This window comes from Serratia sp. JSRIV002 (assembly GCF_019968725.1).
GTDB lineage: Bacteria > Pseudomonadota > Gammaproteobacteria > Enterobacterales > Enterobacteriaceae > Chania > Chania fonticola_B.
Window position 1 is genome coordinate 4,269,720 of the sequence record NZ_CP074143.1, and the last position, 19,577, is coordinate 4,289,296.

17 protein-coding genes are annotated in these 19,577 nt (G+C 54.6%); 6 read left to right on the forward strand and 11 right to left on the reverse strand.

The features are described from left to right. Positions 1-139 precede the first annotated feature (139 nt). From KGP26_RS20110 to KGP26_RS20120, 3 genes are all read right to left on the reverse strand, one after another. A complete protein-coding gene (locus tag KGP26_RS20110) occupies positions 140-1,039 on the reverse strand; it encodes a Dyp-type peroxidase (RefSeq protein ID WP_021807069.1) in 900 nt (299 codons plus the stop codon). Between the two features lie 160 nt (positions 1,040-1,199). Continuing rightward, positions 1,200-1,784, reverse strand: coding sequence for an RpoE-regulated lipoprotein (locus KGP26_RS20115; RefSeq protein ID WP_021807070.1), 585 nt, complete (start codon positions 1,782-1,784; stop codon positions 1,200-1,202). Between the two features lie 120 nt (positions 1,785-1,904). Beyond that, on the reverse strand, positions 1,905-2,369 hold the full coding sequence (locus KGP26_RS20120) for a DUF2919 domain-containing protein (RefSeq protein WP_021807071.1): 465 nt from the start codon (positions 2,367-2,369) through the stop codon (positions 1,905-1,907). Between the two features lie 158 nt (positions 2,370-2,527). On the opposite strand from KGP26_RS20120, the gene KGP26_RS20125 reads away from it, so the two are divergent. After that, positions 2,528-2,926 carry a YgiW/YdeI family stress tolerance OB fold protein gene (locus tag KGP26_RS20125; protein WP_021178705.1) on the forward strand — a complete coding sequence of 133 codons (399 nt, stop codon included), beginning with the start codon at positions 2,528-2,530 and terminating at the stop codon, positions 2,924-2,926. 38 nt (positions 2,927-2,964) lie between these two features. Here KGP26_RS20125 and KGP26_RS20130 read toward each other — a convergent pair whose 3' ends face one another. Continuing rightward, positions 2,965-3,390, reverse strand: coding sequence for a GNAT family acetyltransferase (locus tag KGP26_RS20130; protein ID WP_021807072.1), 426 nt, complete (start codon positions 3,388-3,390; stop codon positions 2,965-2,967). Between the two features lie 183 nt (positions 3,391-3,573). Here KGP26_RS20130 and amiA point away from each other — a divergent pair, with 183 nt between their 5' ends. The 3 genes from amiA (at position 3,574) to KGP26_RS20145 (ending at position 5,905) form a co-directional block, all read left to right on the forward strand. Continuing rightward, complete coding sequence (gene amiA, locus KGP26_RS20135; RefSeq protein WP_223665675.1) at positions 3,574-4,455, forward strand: N-acetylmuramoyl-L-alanine amidase AmiA; 882 nt, start codon at positions 3,574-3,576, stop codon at positions 4,453-4,455. A 68-nt stretch (positions 4,456-4,523) separates the two neighbouring features. After that, positions 4,524-5,444, forward strand: a complete 921-nt coding sequence (hemF, locus tag KGP26_RS20140; protein WP_218519062.1) for an oxygen-dependent coproporphyrinogen oxidase — start codon at positions 4,524-4,526, stop codon at positions 5,442-5,444. Next, positions 5,444-5,905 (forward strand): YaiI/YqxD family protein, encoded by a 462-nt coding sequence (locus KGP26_RS20145; protein ID WP_021807075.1) that lies wholly within the window; start codon positions 5,444-5,446, stop codon positions 5,903-5,905. Before hemF ends, KGP26_RS20145 begins: the two co-directional genes overlap by 1 nt. A 68-nt stretch (positions 5,906-5,973) precedes the next feature. Here the strand turns inward: KGP26_RS20145 and KGP26_RS20150 are convergent, their stop codons facing one another. From KGP26_RS20150 to KGP26_RS20170, 5 genes are all read right to left on the reverse strand, one after another. Further along, the gene (locus tag KGP26_RS20150; protein ID WP_305801975.1) at positions 5,974-6,870 is read right to left on the reverse strand and encodes an Rpn family recombination-promoting nuclease/putative transposase; all 897 of its coding nucleotides are present in this window, start codon (positions 6,868-6,870) and stop codon (positions 5,974-5,976) included. Between the two features lie 268 nt (positions 6,871-7,138). Next, positions 7,139-9,379 (reverse strand): TonB-dependent receptor domain-containing protein, encoded by a 2,241-nt coding sequence (locus KGP26_RS20155; RefSeq protein WP_223664514.1) that lies wholly within the window; start codon positions 9,377-9,379, stop codon positions 7,139-7,141. Between the two features lie 129 nt (positions 9,380-9,508). Continuing rightward, positions 9,509-11,581: a S9 family peptidase gene (locus tag KGP26_RS20160; RefSeq protein WP_223665676.1), complete on the reverse strand. Its 2,073-nt coding sequence runs from the start codon at positions 11,579-11,581 to the stop codon at positions 9,509-9,511. 154 nt (positions 11,582-11,735) lie between these two features. Then, the gene (locus tag KGP26_RS20165; RefSeq protein WP_223500197.1) at positions 11,736-12,536 is read right to left on the reverse strand and encodes an energy transducer TonB; all 801 of its coding nucleotides are present in this window, start codon (positions 12,534-12,536) and stop codon (positions 11,736-11,738) included. A gap of 102 nt (positions 12,537-12,638) precedes the next feature. Then, positions 12,639-13,478: a ChaN family lipoprotein gene (locus tag KGP26_RS20170; protein ID WP_059201459.1), complete on the reverse strand. Its 840-nt coding sequence runs from the start codon at positions 13,476-13,478 to the stop codon at positions 12,639-12,641. Between the two features lie 183 nt (positions 13,479-13,661). Between KGP26_RS20170 and mmuP the strand changes: the two genes are divergently transcribed. Together mmuP and mmuM are read left to right on the forward strand one after the other, a co-directional pair. Further along, on the forward strand, positions 13,662-15,071 hold the full coding sequence (gene mmuP / locus KGP26_RS20175) for an S-methylmethionine permease (protein WP_021807081.1): 1,410 nt from the start codon (positions 13,662-13,664) through the stop codon (positions 15,069-15,071). After that, on the forward strand, positions 15,061-15,999 hold the full coding sequence (gene mmuM, locus KGP26_RS20180) for a homocysteine S-methyltransferase (protein ID WP_223498177.1): 939 nt from the start codon (positions 15,061-15,063) through the stop codon (positions 15,997-15,999). The genes mmuP and mmuM overlap by 11 nt, the downstream gene beginning before the upstream one ends. 45 nt (positions 16,000-16,044) lie before the next feature. Here the strand turns inward: mmuM and maeB are convergent, their stop codons facing one another. Further along, positions 16,045-18,324, reverse strand: a complete 2,280-nt coding sequence (gene maeB / locus KGP26_RS20185) for an NADP-dependent oxaloacetate-decarboxylating malate dehydrogenase (protein ID WP_021807083.1) — start codon at positions 18,322-18,324, stop codon at positions 16,045-16,047. Positions 18,325-18,597: 273 nt separating this feature from the next. Next, positions 18,598-19,560: a sugar-binding transcriptional regulator gene (locus KGP26_RS20190; protein ID WP_021178715.1), complete on the reverse strand. Its 963-nt coding sequence runs from the start codon at positions 19,558-19,560 to the stop codon at positions 18,598-18,600. Between the last annotated feature and the right edge of the window lie 17 nt (positions 19,561-19,577).

Sequence of the window (19,577 nt, forward strand, 5' to 3'; positions counted from 1 at the left end):
TAACTTGATGCAGACCTGTAACGCTTTTATATACCGTTTAGTGATTTTCAAGCATCAAACGCTATAAGCCAGGAGGGGAGCGGTTCACCGCAGAGGGAAGGAAAGCCCGGAGCCAGAGGAACTGGCCCCAGGAGACGCCTCAAAGTGACAACAGACGCGTCAACGAAGGTGCGAAGTAGTAGCTGCCGGTCACCGCACGGCTGAAACGCAGCATCGCGTCGTGTTTGCCGTCCAGTTCGCCGAACATGCTTAACAGCTGCTGTTCGATGTTGTGCAGGCGCGCACAATAGGCGATGAAATACAGGCCATGTTTGCCGCTGGCGGTGCCATAAGGCAGGCTCTGGCGCAAAATTTTCAGCCCTTTGCCGTCCTCTTTCAGATCGACACGGCTGACGTGCGAGGTATCTGGCCGTTGATCCGGCGGCAGTTCTTCACTGTCTTGTTTGGTACGGCCAATGATCTGTTCCTGCTGTTCGGTGGTGAAACGCTGCCACTGGCGCAGGTTGTGCTCGTAACGCTGAACCAGCACGTAGCTGCCACCTTCGTCTTCTTCGCCAGCACCAATCACCGCGACTTCCGGGCGTTGTTCACCCTGTGGATTTTCGGTACCGTCGATAAAGCCGCTCAGATCGCGCTCTTCTACCCAGCGGAAACCGTGCGTTTCTTCTTCAATACGAATGGTGTTACCAAACGCGGCCAGTGCGGCCTGCGCCAGGGTAAAGTTAACGTCATGACGCAGCGATTGAATGTGGATCAGCATATCGCGTTGGGTGGCCGGTGCCAGCCCCTTGCCCAGCGGTGCGAAAGGCTTCAGTTCTTTGGCTCCCTGGCCATTGGAAAGGTCATGCCAAACGTCGGAGCCAAAAGCGATAACCGCGCCCAAGTGGGCATCTGGAAACTGTTGCTGCAACTCACCGAGCGCCTGACAGAACTGTTTGCAACCCTGGCGCAGATCGACGAATTCGCCCTGCACCATAGCTTCCATAAAAATACCAAAACGGCAGTGTTCCAGCAGGATGCCGCTCTGAACCTGTGTCATGTTGATTTCCTCAAGACCTGAATCGGGTAACAGGTTGCCCTGTTATAAACGCGCAATATCATAACGCACAGCAGGCTGATTGCCTTGCCCGAACGCAAAGAAAATAGGGATTTAACGCCAAGCGAGGCAGGCACACCGCAAGGTGCGCCCGCAATAAGAATTATTGTGCTTTGGCATGCCAGACGATCTTACTCACCGTCCAGTTTTGCAGAGTATCGTCCGGTGGGATCAGATCCTGTGGGCCAGCCCATTTGCCACTGAAGATATAGCTGACATTGCGGCTTTGCTGCGCCACGCACTCGACCTTGCCAATATCCTCGCCGTCGGCCGGTTTACAGGCACCATAGGCCTTGCTGAACAGTTCGCTAAACGGCGTACCCAGCTTGCTGCCCCATTCGGTGGCGATCTTGGCGTCCATTACGTCAACGCGCTGCACGTGGCCTTTAGGTTCTCCGGTGATCACCAGCTTAACGTCATCGCCGTCCAATGCCTGGAAGTAGGAAACGATCTGCCCTTGGTTGGTCGCCATCCCACCACGCATGCGGTAGTTGTTATTCAGGCCCTTGCCAATCGCCGCCTCCGTCATGGGAGTACCCGCACCCACATCACCGACACCTTTGGCGCTAACCTCTACGCTGCCGCCAAACCAGTTGAACGGCGACAGGCTGGACCAGGAGAAGTTTGACATGGCCGAACAGCCGGTCAACAACAGCGGTAGCCCTAACAACAGTGGGCGAATATTCATTCATAGCTCCTTAACATCAAAAACATCGGCGATATGCAGCCTCTCATAACCGCTGGGGCTGCGCCATCAATTGCCAGCTTGGAGTACGTAAATTGGGAAAAGTGCCGCAACTTTTAACAATTAACCCGCCTCATCCTGCGGGATAAAACAGGCTTTCAAGCGCCGATTCATTAACAGATACCCCATCGCCAGCACATCCAACAGCACCAGTAGGAGATCCAGCGGAGGTTCATTGCTGTCTTGCTGCCATAGGCTATAAAGCGATCCGAGCAGCGCTGCCGCCAGCGACACTACCAGTACCCAACGCCAACAACGCCATAGACGGGGCCAATGCTGGCGGCGGCCAGCAATCAAAAAGGCCAGCGCCGCAGGCAGCCCAAGCGCAATACCGTACCAAAAGCGCTGAGTATCTGGATAGAACAGTTGTAACAAGCCAGCGCCCTGATCGCGTGAGGTACCCGCCATCACAAACAGTAGCCAGGTACGGGCCTGTATGATCAGTACGCCCCAAAACCACAGCGGCAACCGTAACATACCGTGCTGATCGTAATCGTCCGGTGAAAACCGGTGTGTTGACGCCTTCAAAGACTTTTCCTTGCCGATGTTATGATTACCCTTGCAAATGGCGACGCTGGCCACCATTTTCAATCTGCAGCTTAAGAAGCTCTTAAGATCCTTATGGTTTAATCAGGTCATGTCCCGCTAACGGGAAATCATTCAGACCACTGATAAGGAAAATCCAGATGAAAAAGATCGCTTTACTTACACTCATCGCATTATGCAGCGCACCGGTTCTAGCTCAACAGGGCGGGTTCATCGACCCCAACGCGACACCGGCTCAAACGCAAACCAGCCCGCAAGGTGGTTTCTCCGGCCCTAGCGCCACGCTGACCACGGTAGATAAGGTCAAATCGTTGAGCGATGATACCTGGGTGATGTTGCAGGGCAATATCGAACAGCGCGTGGGTGATGACACCTACACCTTCCGCGACGCCACCGGTACGCTGACGGTAGAGATCGACAGAAAGCGCTGGAACGGCCAGACCATCACCCCAAAAGACAAGGTACAGTTGGAAGGGAAAGTGGATAAGGACTGGAACAACGTGGAAGTCGATGTGAAAAACATCAAAAAACTGCCTTAAACCAGGGCTTGGGGCGGTGGCAACCACCGCCCTGACGATCAATATTCTTGATCTTCGATCAGGCGTTTCCCCAGACTGGTGATCGCCTGAATTTCGTAGCCGAGCTTTTCATACATTTCGATCACGGTGTCGTTGTCTTCACGCACCATCAGCTGAATTTTCGGGCAGCCGCGCGCAATCAGCTTTTTCTCCAGCCGACTAATCAACGCATTGGCAATGCCGCGCCCGCGATAGTCTGGGTGAACGCCCAGGTAATACGCCGAACCACGGTGGCCGTCGTAACCGCCCATCACCGAGCCAACCACCTCACCGCCCACTTCCGCCACTAAAAACAGATCCGGATCGTGGTTCAGTTTGCGTTCAATATCCATCTCGGGATCGTTCCATGGCCGTAACAGGTCGCAACGCTCCCACAGGGTGATGACTTCTTCAAAGTCGTCTTGCCGAAATACGCGAATTTCCATCGTTGCTCGCTACTGTTAATTGCACTTTTTTCTGATTATTGCGTAATTATTAACTGATACCCACAGTCTTTCAAGCTGCAGCGTTTTGCCAGGTAATAAATGGCAATAGTTATCAAGTCGATTAATGAGGATCAATACGCTATAACGTCGCGAAATAGATTGATCGAGTTGGAGCCGCGCGTGATGAAGAAACAGAGCAAAACCTACCTCAATTTCAGCCCCCTCACCGTTTCATCAACCCGCCGCCAACTGCTGCTCTCCGGCCTGGCTCTGGCCCTGCTCGGGGGCAAAACCTCAGCCACCCAGGCCAATATGCTGCAACCAAAACCGCACAGCAAACCGCTACCCAAAGCCACTGGGAGCAAAAGAGTAGTGATGATCGATCCTGGCCACGGCGGTATTGACTCCGGTGCAGTGGGGCATGAAGGCTCACAGGAAAAACACGTGGTGCTGGAAATTGCCAACCATGTGCGGCGTTTTCTGCATGAGCACGAGCACGTTGAAGCCCGCCTGACACGTGAGGAGGATGAGTTTATCCCGCTGTTCCAGCGCGTGGAGATCGCCCACCAGCACCAGGCCGATCTGTTTATCTCGATCCATGCCGATGGATTTACCAGCCCGGATGCCACCGGTGCTTCGGTGTTTGCCCTTTCCAATCGCGGAGCCAGCAGCGCGATGGCGCGCTATCTCTCCAATAAGGAAAACGCCGCCGATGACGTTGCGGGGGGCAAATACAAAAATCAGGACAACTATCTACAGCAGGTGTTGTTCGATCTGGTGCAAACCGACACCATCAACAACAGCCTGACCCTGGGCCGCCACGTGCTGGGCCAGATCCGCCCGGTTCACCGCCTGCATAGCGAAAGCACCGAACAGGCAGCGTTTGCCGTATTAAAGTCCCCTTCTATTCCTTCGGTGCTGGTAGAAACCTCGTTTATCACCAACCCCGGTGAGGAGCGCCTGTTAGGTACCACCGCCTTTCGCGAAAAAATTGCCCGCGCCATCGCAGACGGCGTGATCAATTTCTTCCACTATTACGACGTTCACCAACGTAAGCCGCGCTAGACCTGCAAAATACGGGGCGAGAAGGTATACTTGCCGCCCTGTTCAGTTACCCATTGCGAAAAACCCGTATGAGTTTACCCACCATTGCCGCAGTAAAATCCTTCCTGCTGGCATTGCAAGACAAGATTTGTGAGCAGTTGGCCCAGGCCGATGGCGGTGCCGATTTTAAGGAAGATCGCTGGACGCGTGAAGAAGGCGGCGGTGGCCGTAGCCGGGTGCTGACTAACGGTGCGGTATTCGAACAGGCTGGAGTAAACTTTTCCCACGTTTCCGGTGCCACGCTGCCCGCCTCTGCTACTGCGCATCGTCCAGAACTGGCCGGGCGCAGCTTTCAGGCGATGGGCGTATCACTGGTGATCCATCCGCTCAGCCCCTATATACCGACCAGCCATGCCAACGTGCGCTTCTTTATCGCGGAAAAAGCGGGCGAAGAGCCGGTTTGGTGGTTTGGCGGCGGCTTTGACCTAACGCCCTTCTATGGCTTTACCGAGGACGCCGTTCACTGGCACCGCACAGCGCTTCAACTCTGCGCCCCCTTCGGCGACGACGTGTACCCGAAATACAAAAAGTGGTGCGATGACTATTTCTTTATCAAACACCGTAACGAAGCCCGCGGTATCGGCGGCTTATTCTTTGACGATCTGAATACCCCGGATTTCGAAAGCTGCTTCGCGTTTACCCAGGCGGTAGGTGAAGGCTTCCTGGAGGCCTATCTGCCGATCGTGGAAAGACGTAAAGCACAGCCTTGGGGCGACAACGAACGCCAGTTTCAGCTGTATCGCCGTGGCCGCTATGTCGAGTTTAATCTGGTGTGGGATCGCGGTACGCTGTTCGGCCTGCAAACCGGGGGCCGCACCGAATCGATCCTGATGTCGATGCCGCCTTTGGTGCGTTGGGAATATAACTTCCAGCCCGCAACCGACAGCCCGGAAGCCGCGCTATACCGTGACTTTCTACCGGTGCGCGACTGGCTACAGGAGCAACAATAATGCAGATTTGGGTCGATGCCGACGCCTGTCCAAACGTGATCAAAGAAGTGCTGTTCCGTGCCGCAGACCGCGCGGCAATGCCTGTCACCCTGGTGGCTAATCAGCCTTTGCGCACGCCCCCTTCGAAATTTATCCGCACCTTGCAGGTGGCTGCAGGATTTGACGTGGCGGATAACGAAATCGTTCGCCGCTGTGAAAAAGGCGATCTGGTGATCACCGCGGATATCCCGCTGGCCGCCGAAGTGATAGAAAAAGGCGCTATCGCCCTGAATCCTCGCGGTGAGCGTTATACGCCAGACACCATACGTGAACGCCTGAACATGCGTGATTTTATGGATACCCTGCGCTCCAGCGGGATCCAGACCGGGGGGCCGAACACCCTCAACCAGCGCGATAGACAGCAGTTTGCCAATGAGCTGGACAAGTGGCTGCAGCAAGCGAAACGGGCTGAAGGTAATTAACCACAAGCGGGCGGGCGGACAGGTTAAGTAAGAACGGTACTACCATGCCATTCAACCTGCCGCTCGTGTTAGCGGTGGATCACTGCCAAATCATCTGCGGAAAGACCGGTCAATTTCATCACCATCGCACGATCAAAGCCTTCGGCCAGCATGGAGCTCGCTATTTTCAGCACGGTTTCCCGCTCTTTCTCAAGGCCTTTCTCAAAACCTTTTTGCTCGAGATATTCTGCAATAGTCATCAATTCCTCCTCATGCCGCGGCGCACGTCTGGCCAATTCACGCAGCAGTTTCTCCGGTTCGGTTGCTTTCCCCACCTGCAGCATATAGTTCACCAACGATATGAGCTGCTCTTTAGTAGTGTATCCGGCCAACAATAATGTGACTAGTTGTTCTAGCAGCTCAGCCAGGTCTCGCTGGCGTACGTGCTTTTGCAACAGTTCCAGAATGGCCATGCGGCGATGTTTCATGATCTCATCGTCTGGGATAACGGTAACGTCAACCAGCGGAAAATGCCCCGTATAAAGTTGCCTGGCCGAATCGGGTTCAGTGAATCCTTCCAGCCAGCTCAGGGAATAAGGATAAGGGGTTGTCAGGCCGTGGTAAAAGAGGATTGGGATCACTAATGGAAGTTGATCATGCCCGGCCTGAAGATGGCGTTGCATAGCAGCGATCGCATAGCGTACTAGCCGAAATGCCATATGTTTGTCGGGAACACTTTGGTGCTCAATAAGGGCATAGACGTAACCTTCACCCTGACCGGTGCTCAGCGAGTAAAGCACGTCAGAGTAATACACACGCAGGTCGTCTTCGATAAAACTACCGGATTCCAGTTTTAACGTATCCAGGTCGCAAAGTTGCAGCAAGTCTGGAGGCAAATGCGATTCCAGAAAGTCTCGAGCCGTGTCTGGGTGGGTAAGAAACTGTTTGAATAATGCATCATGCAAAGTGAGGGTGGTCTTTTTCATGTTGGTCATCCTGGACTTAACATAAAAAAACCTACCACAAGCTCCCCTCTTTACACCTTATGGCCTCATTGATCCTGAATCTGACTCGCAAAGACTGCTACTCATAACTTCAAAACAAGAGATAGCCCGTTGCTGATTCAGTGTTGGAATCAGCAACGAGAGCTAATTTGGAGCACGTCCCACCTCTCGAAGCTGGGCGTTAATTTGTGGCACTTTCAGCCCCCTCACACTGTAAAGGTGAGCTAGTGTGAGAGGAACCTCCACCAGCTTAGAAGCGTACCTCGCCGCCAAACAGATAAGTCCGCCCGCGGGCGGTGTTGGCCGCGGTTGCCTCATCTCCCTGGATCGGCAGCATATTCAGCTTGTTAAGCGCGTCGGAATAGCTTTTATCCATCACGTTTTGCACGCTGAATTTCAGCAAAACATTACGGTTGATCTGATAGGTGCTGTACAGATCGATAACGGTGGGAATATTTGGCATCTCCTGTTTCATCAGCTTCCCGGTTTGCTCACTGGTTTCATAGTCTGGAGAAAGGCGGCGAGCCTTGCCGGTATACTTGATGATGCTCCCCACGGTCAACGCTTCGTCAAAGAAACGTAACCCGCTATCCAGCGTGAAGTACATATCCGGCAGTTCGTTGATATCTCCTGCGCCAAAGTAACTACTGGCGATAGAGGTAGGCTGGTCGGTGTGCTGCTTGCTAAATGAGGCACGGGCAAAACCGCGGCCAGCATCATAGTTGGCTTCCAGCTCCACCCCGTGGGTACGCACCGGCGTCAGGGAGTTGACGTAGATATACATGTTATCCGAGAACGCTTCGCTGGCATCGCTCCAGTCATTCTGCAAGTTCTCACCCAAACTACACTTACGGCCATTTCGGCACACCATGTAAGACTCGCTGAAGATATAGTTTTTGATTTTGCTGGTGTAAACCACCGCCTTAAAGCGCAGTGTGTCCTGCTTGAACAGCAGATCGTTGCCGCTGAGGTTAAAGCCCGCTTGCCAGGTTTCTGAACGTTCGCCTTTCAGGAACGGGTTCATCGAAGCGCCGCCGGAATTAGAGAAAAACACCTCTTGGATGTTGGGGGCACGCATCGATTTGCTGTAGCTGGCAAAAGGTTGCAGCCAAGGTGTGACCTGTGCAGACAGCATCACTGACGGGTTAAATCCGTGCTCCTTCAGATCGATATTGGCACTGCCCTGCGGAAAACACTCCACCCGCAAATCACAGGCCGGTTTAAAGCCGGTGAGCTTGTTGTTGGCATAATTGAGATTGAGATCGAGCTGGTAGATATCACGGTTGAGTTGCAAACCGGTGTACAGGCTGGCGATACGCTGGTCACCCGACGGGGCAAAGGTGTTGTTCTCGATCGCCTCATGCGCCGTCTGCGGATCCTCAATCTGTGATTCAACGTGCTTGTCGTACTGGTTGCGCATCAGTTTACCGCCGTAGGTGAACGCTACGTCGGTCTGCCACAGGCTGAAACGGCTGGTATTATTGATATCCAGCGCGTCGGAGCGGTTTTCCGCATTGGTATTAAAGAAAGTGAACAGTGAATCGCTGTCATACTTCTGATTACCCTTGCTGTGGCTGGCGGTCATATTCAGATCCACCAGCTCGGAAAATGGCGCATAGTGATATTTGAGATAAAAATCGTTGCTGTCGATATCGCGACGCGAGAATTTATTCTGGTAAGTCCGAGCAGATAATTCAATGCTGTGATATTCGTTGGGCTTGATATCCACCTTGAACAGCTGCGATTTGGGGTTTTGCTTCATAAACTCGTCGTAGCCGAAGTCCTCACTGCTCACGCCGTCGCCGTTGTTAAAGTTGGAATAGATGGAGCTGCCGCTAATGGCAGCCATCACGCCCAAACTGCCGCTATCGGTGAACGCCGCCCCTTTGGCCCCAACGGCGATCATACCGCTGCGGCCAATGCCGTTACTGCCCACGGAGAACTTGGTGCGCACGCCAAACGGATTATCGGCAAACACCACATCATCCACGCCGATAGTGCGGAAGTTGGCGCTGCCCGCCAATGCGTTCACCCCAGATGCGCCGCTGTTCTCACCACGCGCCACATCGACCCCAACAATAAAATTCGGATCGATCAGCACGCCGGATTGATTGTTGGTGGAACCATGGGACATCACGCCAGAGGTCGAGGTGCCAAAATAGCTCTGGGTAATGCCATCAACCATGGTATTTACCCGGCCAAAACCGCTCATCCCACGGATATTGACGCTGACCGACCCCTGGCTGGGATCGATTTGAGTAAAAGTGCCGGGCATGCTGCGCAGGATATTATCTATCGACTGTAGATTTTTATTTTCATCGCGCGAACTGAATGCCCCAGGCTTTTCCAATGCCTCCTGTTCGCTGTTATTAGCCGCCGCCGAAACGTTCAGCGGGCTGAATACCGCCTGGCCTTTATTTTCTGCAGCCAACAGCGGGCCAGCCAAAACCATACCGGTGCCAACCGCACCAATAAGCAGTTTAAATTTCATATATCCCCTAAAGTATTGCTATCAAAATCAGTGAGTGATCAATGCTCAGCAGAAAATACCGCTAGGAAGGCGGAAATTAATTATGGTTATTATCTGCCGCGCAGCCATTAAGCCGCGCGGCCAAGATCCTTATTTTTGTGTTTTTGCGTCCATTGCTAAAATAAAGCTGTATTCCAGTGCGCTATTTTCCAACCGACTCAAGCGGCCCGATTTCCCCCCGTGGCCCGCCGACATATCCGTGGACAGCAATAACACCGCATCCCCCTGCTGGAATTGGCGCAGTTTCGCCACCCATTTGGCGGGTTCCCAATACTGTACCTGTGAATCATAGAGCCCGCTGGTGACCAACAGATTCGGGTAGTGCTGCGCGCGCACATTATCGTACGGACTGTAGGACTTGATCAGCGCATAGGGCTGCGGCTGATTGGGATTGCCCCACTCTTCGTATTCGCCGACGGTCAACGGAATGCTGTCATCCAGCATCGTTGTCAGCACATCGACAAAAGGCACCTGTGCCACCACAGCGTTGTATAGGCGGGGAGCCTGATTGATCACCGCCCCTACCAGCAAGCCTCCGGCACTGCCTCCCATCGCGTAAACGCGCCCCGGCTGCCCGTATCCCTTATCGATCAGCGCCTGAGTGGCATCGATAAAGTCATTGAAGGTGTTTGGCTTGTTCGCCAATTTTCCCTGCTGATACCAATTTTGACCAAGCTCACCGCCGCCGCGTACGTGGATGAGCGCATAGACGAAACCGCGATCCAACAGGCTAATGCGGTTGGCGCTGAACGCCGGGTCCATGCTCATGCCGTAGGCACCATAGCCGTACACCACCAGCGGACTTTTGCCTGGTTTGAATTTGGCACTGTTGTATACCAGCGAGACCGGCACCTTTATCCCGTCGCGGGCGGTGATCCACAAGCGCTCACTGTGATACAAGCCTGGTTCTACACCCTTCACCTCCTGCCGTTTCAGCAACTCGCGTTTACCGCTGTTGAGATCCCATTCATAGGTGCTGGTTGGCGTGGTCATGGCCGAATAGCCATAGCGCAGGCGGTCACTTTCCGGGTCCGGGTTGTAGCCCAGCCAGGCCATATAGCTGGCATCATCAAACGGAATGCTGCGTTGCTCGCCCCCTTGCCAGGCAATCTGCCGTAAATGCACCAAGCCTTCGCTGCGCTCTTTCACCACCAGCCAGTCACGAAACAGGGCAAAACTTTCCAACTCACTGTTTTCCTGAGGACCGATCAGCGGCTTCCAAGGCAGGTTCGCGGATGCCGTCTGGTACAAACCAAAGTGCGGGCTTTGATGATTGGAACGCAGATAAAACTCACCGCGATAATGGTCGAGATAATATTCGCGCCCGGCCTGACGCGGGGCAAAGAGTTGCACCGAAGTTTGCTGCCGGTTGGCGTCGATCAGGCGCACTTCGGAAGTGGTATTCCCGCTGATGGTGACAATCACGTAATCCCGCGAAGAGGAGCGATCCAGGCTCAGGTAAAAGGCCTCATCGTTTTCCTGATACACCAACTTATCGGCAGCCACCGGCGTACCGAATTGATGGCGGTAGACCTGATAGGGTGACAGCGTTTGGGGATGATTGCGCACGTAGAACAAGCTGTTGCCGTCGTTGGCCCACACCATATTGCCCGAGGTGTTTTCAATCACCTCTTTGGCCCAAGCGCCGCTAGCCAGATCGCGCAGGGAAATGCGGTATTGCCTGCGCCCTTGAGTATCCTCCGCGACGGCCAGGCGGCGGTTATCTTCACTGACTGCCAATCCCCCCACGCGGTAATAATCTTGGCCTTGGGCACGCTGATTGCCATCCAGCAGCGTCTGCCAGGCGGAGCCATCTGCCACGGCCTGCCGCTGGTAGACGGCAAACTCTTTACCCGCATCAATGCGTTCTTGATAGCGGTAGCCGTTGAGCTGATAGGGAACCGAGCGATCTTCCGGACTCATGCGGTCCAGCATCTCGTGATACAAGCGCTCGCGCAGCGTCTGATATGGCTGCATCACCTGTTCGGTATAACGGTTTTCCGCCGTCAGATAAGCCAACACCTGTTTATTCTGGCGGCCATCATCGCGCAGCCAATAATAATTATCGATTCGCGTTTCGCCCTGGGCGGTTAATTTATGCGGAATAATTTCAGCCTGGGGCGGCTGTACGGCCGCCTTGGTGGTAAAGATTAATAACCCCATAAAAATCAGTAAATAAGTCACCAAAGGCCTGCAGCAGCGAGCCGATTGAACAGGTAATGTCATAACCCCTCACGATAATTTGAGCATAGCTTGCCCCTCTCCTGTTGCGCACAACAAGAGATAAAGCCTGATGGGTAAATACGTTTTGGCTGGCTTACAACAGCGCCAGGTTAAAATCTACTGCCATGGTCACGGCAACCTTGCCTTGGCGTAGCATCTCCGCCGGTGGCGTAGGTAACGGCTGCGCACGCAATATCACCGCCAGCGCTTCACGATCTAACGACGCGGTAGCTGAGGGCGTTTTCAGTACGACATTGGCCACTCGCCCCTGAGCATCCACCACGAAACTCACCACCGGTGCCCCCGAACGCTGACGCCGTTTGGCGTCTGCCGGATAACGCTTCACGCGGTTGAGCATCCCTTTAACCTGACTCTCCCAGGAAAGCTTGGCCTGTGCCTGCGTGGTAGAATCGCTGTTTAACGGTGCCGCCACCCGCTGTGCCAGGTTTTGCGCCTTGGGTGCCGCCGTGCTGGCCGCTGCGGAATGCGTGACGTCTTGCTCTTTCTCCATAGGCGTTGGCGGCTTTGGCGGTGCTTTACGCTGTTGCTTATGCGCATTTTTACTGCGCTCGGCCACCACAATTTTTGCCGCTTCGGCACGTGCCAGTTCGGGCATCTCTGGCTCCCTCTGCTGTTGCACAGGCTGTGCCGCCGAACTATCCGCCTGTTGCTGCAACCCCAGCGGCAACGGCTTGGGCTGGCTTGGCGCTTCGATCTGCGCCGCCCAACTGAGCATGATCGCCGGTGGTGGCATCAGCACCGGCGGCAGCGAAGTTTGCGGCCAGTAAAACAGCCATACCAGCGCCAGATGAATGCCTAGCGCATACAGTAAACCACGCCCCCAGCGCGGCTGCGGCAGAGTTGCCGCCTGAGGGCCATAAGGCTGACTAAACATAGGGATAGTAGATTACCTAATCGCGAATGATTGCAGATCACATTTGCTAATAATAATCATTTGCAAATGTTAATGACAGATCTTTTCGCTATCTTGACGTAATCATTTTGCGGTTGGCGTGACCCAAAGGTAATCCGCCATAGGCCGATCGATGGCCACGCCCTGCTCTGCCAACATCAGCACCGTAAATTTGGCACCGGGCTGCAGATCCTGGATGTGCAGTGGCACACCGACCGTTCTGGAGGCGTGATAACCGCCCACCATCAGCAGTGCCGGGGTGGGTGCAGCCAGTAAACTTTCGGCCATACGGCGATCGCGTTGCTGCTGAATAGCCAGCATGGCATGCAGCTGCACCGCATCAATTTTGCCGTCATGGGAATCACGGATGGTGGCAGCGAGCGCCTGCTGGACTTCTGGCCGCACCGAAAGCTGGCCTTTGGGGAATTCGGGCCGTTGATAAAACGCCATGATTTCGCTGCGATCGAGGTTGGCAGACAACAGAGGATAAGGTGCGCGCATCGCCGCCATTACCACCTCGCCATACAGTGACCACTTCCAACTGGCTTGCCAGGCGGTCAGTTCAGCTACGCGGCTATCACGCACCGTCGGTTCGGTTTGCAGCCATTGTTTTACTTCATCCACTTTGCCTTGCTGGCTGGGCGTGATCATCTCCATCAGCACGCTGCCCTGTGGCCGCTGTTGCGGTAATTGCTCTACCAGCCACAGTTCGATCTGGTGGTGATAAGGATTGTCGTGTTTTTCACCCACGATCACCCGTGGCTGTTCTGCCAGGCGCGTCAGTAACTGCTGCGGCGTCAACGTCTCGCCACTGCGTAAATCAACAATCTTGCCTAGCGTGGTAATGTCGCTTTTCGGGGGGGAGACAGGCCCCTGGCTACAGGCTGTAAGCACCAGCGTTGCAAACACTATCAGAAATTTCATGTCGTCTTTCCTTACACAAAAGTGGCGACATTATAGAGAATAATTATCATTTGCATATAGAAATTGGCAGCAACTGGTGGCTGACAGCTGTTTTTTCGTTACCTTGTTTTGAGTTACGTTGATTTCGCGTAATGGAACCGGTATAACTGATAGCCATTTAGACGTCCATATGGATAGATTGTTATGCAACCTGCCGCTGAAGGGCAATTCAAACGCACCATGAAAGCCCGGCATTTGGTGATGCTGTCGCTGGGCGGCGTGATCGGTACCGGTCTGTTTTTCAACACCGGCTATATCATCTCCACGACCGGTGCACTAGGCACCCTGCTGGCCTACTTGATTGGCGCTGTCGTGGTCTATCTGGTCATGCTGTGTCTGGGGGAACTTGCCGTTGCCATGCCGGAAACCGGCGCATTTCACGTCTATGCGGCACGCTATCTTGGCCCGGCAACCGGCTATACCGTTGCCTGGCTGTATTGGCTGACCTGGACCGTTGCGTTGGGCTCCAGCCTGACCGCCGCCGGTTTCTGTATGCAATACTGGTTTCCACAATCACCGGTCTGGTTGTGGTGTCTGATTTTCTGTCTGGCCATTTTTCTGCTCAACGTCATTACCACCCGCTTCTTTGCCGAAAGTGAATTCTGGTTCTCGCTGATCAAGGTGATCACTATTCTGGCATTCATCGTGCTGGGCGGTGCGGCCATGTTTGGCCTGATCCCGATGAAAGACGGCACGCCAGCGCCCTTCCTGAGTAACCTGACCTCATCGGGTTGGCTGCCCAATGGAACGTTACCGATCCTGATGACCATGGTTGCGGTCAATTTCGCCTTCTCCGGTACTGAGCTGATCGGCATTGCGGCGGGCGAAACCGAAAATCCGGAAAAAGTGGTGCCCTGGGCCATCCGCACCACGGTGATCCGCCTGATGGTATTCTTTATCGGAACGGTATTTATCCTGGCAGCGTTGATCCCTATGGAGCAGGCCGGGATTGTGAAAAGTCCGTTTGTCCTGGTCTTTGAACGCATTGGAGTGCCTTATGCCGCCGATATTTTCAACTTCGTGATCCTGACCGCCATTCTCTCGGCCGCCAACTCCGGGCTGTATGCCTCGGGACGCATGCTGTGGTCGCTGGCCAATCAGCGCACCCTGCCTGCCTATTTTTCACGGGTGAATGCGCGCGGGATCCCGATGAATGCATTGACGTTCAGCATGCTCGGCGGCGTGCTGGCCCTGTTGACCAGCGTGATCGCGCCCGATACGGTGTTTGTGGCACTGTCTGCCATTTCCGGCTTTGCGGTCGTTGCCGTCTGGCTGAGCATCTGTGCCGCCCACTACGTTTTTCGCCGCCGCTACCTGCGCAGCGGTCAACCGATTGAAGGGCTGAAATACCGAGCACCAGGCTATCCGCTGACGCCTATTGTCGGCTTTGCGCTGTGTTTATTGGCCTGTATCGGTCTGGCATTCGACCCAGAGCAACGCGTAGCGCTATATTGCGGCCTGCCGTTTGTGGCGATCTGCTATCTGGCCTATTACCTGACCCGGCGTTCCGGGCAGAAAAATCTACTGAACACCGGAGAAGAACATGTCGGTTAACAACCCTCTGGCCGCCTTGCTGGCCGATAACCGCACGTTGATTTTGGACGGGGCAATGGCCACCGAACTGGAGGCCCGAGGTTGCGATCTCACCGATCCGCTATGGTCGGCAAAGGTGCTGATTGAAAACCCGGAGCTGATTTATCAGGTGCATCTGGATTACTTCAAAGCAGGAGCACAGTGCGCTATTACCGCCAGCTATCAGGCCACGCCCCAAGGTTTTTTACGCCGGGGTCTGGATGAGCCGCAATCGTTGGCACTGATCGCCCAAAGCGTCCACCTGGCGCAGCAGGCGCGCGCCGATTATCTGGCCCAGCACCCACAACGATTGCCTTTGCTGGTGGCCGGTTCGGTCGGCCCTTATGGTGCCTATCTGGCGGACGGCTCTGAATACCGTGGCGACTACCATCTGCCGCAAGCAGAGATGATCGCGTTCCATCGTCCGCGTATCACTGCTCTGGCCAATGCTGGAGTGGATCTCCTGGCATGTGAAACGCTGCCTTCGTTCGCCGAATTACAGGCCCTGCTGGCGCTGCTGGAGGAATTCCCAGCGCTGGGTGGGTGGTTCTCTTTCACTCTGCGCGATAGCCAACATCTAAGCGATGGTACACCACTGGCCGTCGTCATGGCTGAGCTTAACGATAACCCGCAGGTACTGGCAGTAGGCGTCAATTGTATCGCGTTGGAAAACGTCACGCCGGCGTTGCAGCAGCTTGCCGCGCTGAGCAATAAACCGTTACTGGTTTACCCTAACTCCGGCGAACACTACGACGCGGTGAGCAAAACCTGGCACAGTTGCGGTAACCACCAGCAGCATCTGATCAATCAGTTGGCCGATTGGCAGCATGCCGGTGCCCGCTTGATTGGCGGCTGCTGCCGAACCACGCCTGCCGACATTCAGGCGATTGCCGAACTCTGCCACGCATAAAAAAACCCCCTGTGGCCGAAGCCGCAGGGGGTCACTTTCACGCTATTACAGCGGTTGGGTTTGTGCTTCCACTACGGCCAATGCCACCATGTTGACGATACGGCGCACCGAAGCGATCGGCGTCAGGATATGTACCGGCTTGGACACGCCCATCAATACCGGCCCTACCGTCACCCCTTCGGAAGAGGAGACACGCAGCAGGTTGTAGCTGATCCGCGCCGCTTCCATACTTGGCATGATCAGGATGTTGGCCGAGCCTTTCAGCGGGCTGTCCGGCATCAAATCGTGGCGGATACTTTCTACCAGCGCGGCGTCACCGTGCATCTCACCGTCGATCTCCAATCCTGGTGCCATCTGATTGACCAGCTCCAGCGTTTTACGCATTTTGCTCGCCGACGGGCAGTTGGAAGAACCAAAGCTGGAGTGGGACAACAACGCCACCTTCGGTTCAATCCCGAAGCGCCGTACCGTGTCTGCCGCCATCAGGGTGATTTCCGCCAGCTGTTCCGGCGTTGGATCATCGTTGACGTAGGTATCGGCGATGAAGGTGTTACCGCTCGGCAGCAGTAAGGCGTTCATTGCTCCTGCCACATGTACCCCTTCACGGAACCCGAATACCTTTTCCACCACGTCATAATGCTCGTGGTAGCTGCCGATGGTGCCACAGATCATGGCGTCGGCTTCCCCACGGTGCAGCATGATGGCAGCAATCAGCGTTGGGTTACCGATCACCGCACGGCGAGCCTGCTCCTGGGAGACGCCACGGCGCTTCATGATCTGGTAATACTCACCCCAGTATTCATTGAAACGCGGATCGGACTCGTTATTCACCACTTCAAAGTCTTTACCCGGCGTCAGCTGCAGGCCAAGTTTCTTCAGGCGCATTTCAATCACGCTTGGGCGACCCACCAGGATCGGGTAAGCCAGCCCCTGCGATACCAGCTCTTGGGTAGCATGCAGGACGCGCTCTTCTTCACCTTCGGCCATTACCACGCGTTTCACTTCTTTCTTCGCCTGGGAGAAGATCGGCTTCATAAACAGGTTGGTTTTGTAAACGAACTCGGTCAGTTTCTCCACGTAGGCATCGAAGTCTTCGATCGGGCGCATCGCCACGCCAGAATCCATGGCTGCCTTGGCTACCGCCGGGGCGATTTTGACAATCAGGCGCGGATCGAACGGTTTGGGAATGATGTATTCCGGGCCAAAGGAAAGGTCCTGATCGCCATACGCCGAAGCCACCACGTCGCTCTGCTCTGCCAGCGCCAGATCGGCAATGGCGTGCACGCAGGCCAGCTTCATCTCTTCGTTGATGGTCGTGGCCCCCACATCCAGCGCGCCACGGAAGATGAACGGGAAGCACAGCACGTTGTTCACCTGATTGGGGTAATCAGAACGGCCGGTACAGATGATCGCATCTGGGCGCACCGCTTTCGCCAACGGCGGCAGAATTTCCGGTTCCGGGTTAGCCAGCGCCATGATCAGCGGATCTCTGGCCATGGTTTTCACCATGTCCTGCGTCAGCACGCCAGGGCCGGAGCAACCCAGGAAAATATCGGCATTGGGAATGGCATCCCCTAGCGTACGCTGGCCGTTATCCGCAATGGCATACGCCGCCTTGGTTTCTTCCATCTTGGCATCGCGGCCCTGATAGATCACGCCTTTGGAGTCGCAAACGGTGATATTCTGCTTGCTCAGACCCAACGCGACCAGCAGGTTCAAACAGGCAATGGAGGCCGCACCGGCTCCCGATACCACCAGGCGTACGTCGGAGATATTTTTCTTCACCACCCGCAGGCCGTTGAGCACCGCAGCGGTGGTAATAATCGCCGTGCCGTGCTGATCGTCATGGAACACCGGGATCTTCATGCGCTCACGCAGTTTCTTCTCAATATAGAAGCACTCGGGCGCTTTGATATCTTCCAGGTTAATGCCGCCGAAGGTCGGTTCCAGCGCGGCGATCACGTCAATCAGCTTGTCAGGATCGAGTTCATCGACTTCGATATCGAACACGTCAATACCGGAAAACTTCTTAAACAGAACCCCTTTACCTTCCATGACCGGTTTACCGGCTAGCGCCCCGATATTCCCCAATCCCAGCACCGCGGTGCCGTTGGAGATCACCGCCACCAGGTTACCCTTGGCGGTATATTTATAAGCGGCCAGCGGATCGGCGGCAATTTCCAGGCAGGGGGCAGCCACACCCGGCGAATAGGCCAAGGCCAGATCGCGCTGTGTCGCTAGCGGTTTAGTCGGCGATACCTGGATCTTCCCTGGGACCGGAAACTGATGGAAATCAAGGGCACTCTGTTTGAGCTGTTCGTCCATTATGGGTTCCTTTGCTTTCTTCTTTTATGTTGAGGTAAGGCTTTATCGCTGAACCAGTATAGTGAGAGAATCGTCACAAACTTTGAAGCGTGCCATAACCTTGGGTAAAATTCGTAAATAAAAGTTAAAAGGAAGTTAAACGAACAGAAAAGCAGCAGTTTTATTATGCCTGCGTCAACCGTTTACCACGAAGGTTCGTAGGTGTATGTGAGTGAGAGGGGAAATGGCAAAGGGCTCAACCTGACGCAGTTAAACCCTTTTTTACCACAGCGATTACTGTGACATATTAAGAATGGTGCGGATATTGAGGGCGCTAGTCGCGATGATATCGATCGCCCCGGTACGCAGCGCGCCCAGAATAGCCAACGCTTTGGTATTCTCAGAAGCAATGGCGATCACACAAGGGATTTTCCGCAGCTCATCAATACTCAGGCCAATGACGCGATCGTTCATCACCGTATCTACATGCATCCCCTGCGCGTTGAAAAAGTCATAACCGGCGATATCACCGATCACCCCCTGATTCAGACTGGCATCAATGATCTCGTGGGGAGTAAACCAGCCAAGCTTGACCATATAGCTGTTTTCATTCATATCACCGATGCCCACCAGGGCCACATCGGCCTTGCGCGCCCGATCCAGGGTTTCCTTGATGGTGCCGTTTTGCATAAACGCTTCTTTCAGCGCCCGGTTTTCTACATACGCCGGGGCATACAGCGTCTCGCTGCTACCACCAAACTTCTTCGCCAGACGGCGGCTGATGTGGTCAGCATTGATGGCGTCACCGGGGCGATGTGTTCCCCCAATGCCACAGATAAACTTACAATTTTTGGGGGCCACGCTGCCCACATGATCGGCGATCGCGGCCACGTTACGCCCTTGGCCAACCGCCAGCACCATATCGTCTTTCAGGGACATGGCCAGATAACCGGAAACCAATGCTGCTACCTGACGCCGCTGTTCTTCCTCATCCTGATGATCCAGCGCGATTAATGCACGGCTGAGGGAGAAACGCTCCAGCATTTGCTGCTCCAGCCGGGTACTGAATACCGGATGATAGCGGACGGTGATCTCAACAATGCCTTCTTCTTTGGCCCGCTTGAGTAAACGCCCGACCTTAATCCGCGAAATACCGAACTTTTTTGCAATCTCTTCCTGAGTGATTTCATCCTGATAATACGCCACGGCAATTTCAGTCAGCAGTTCGTTATCCTGGGATCCTGTTTTTTTTTCCATCCGTTACACGTTTCCCC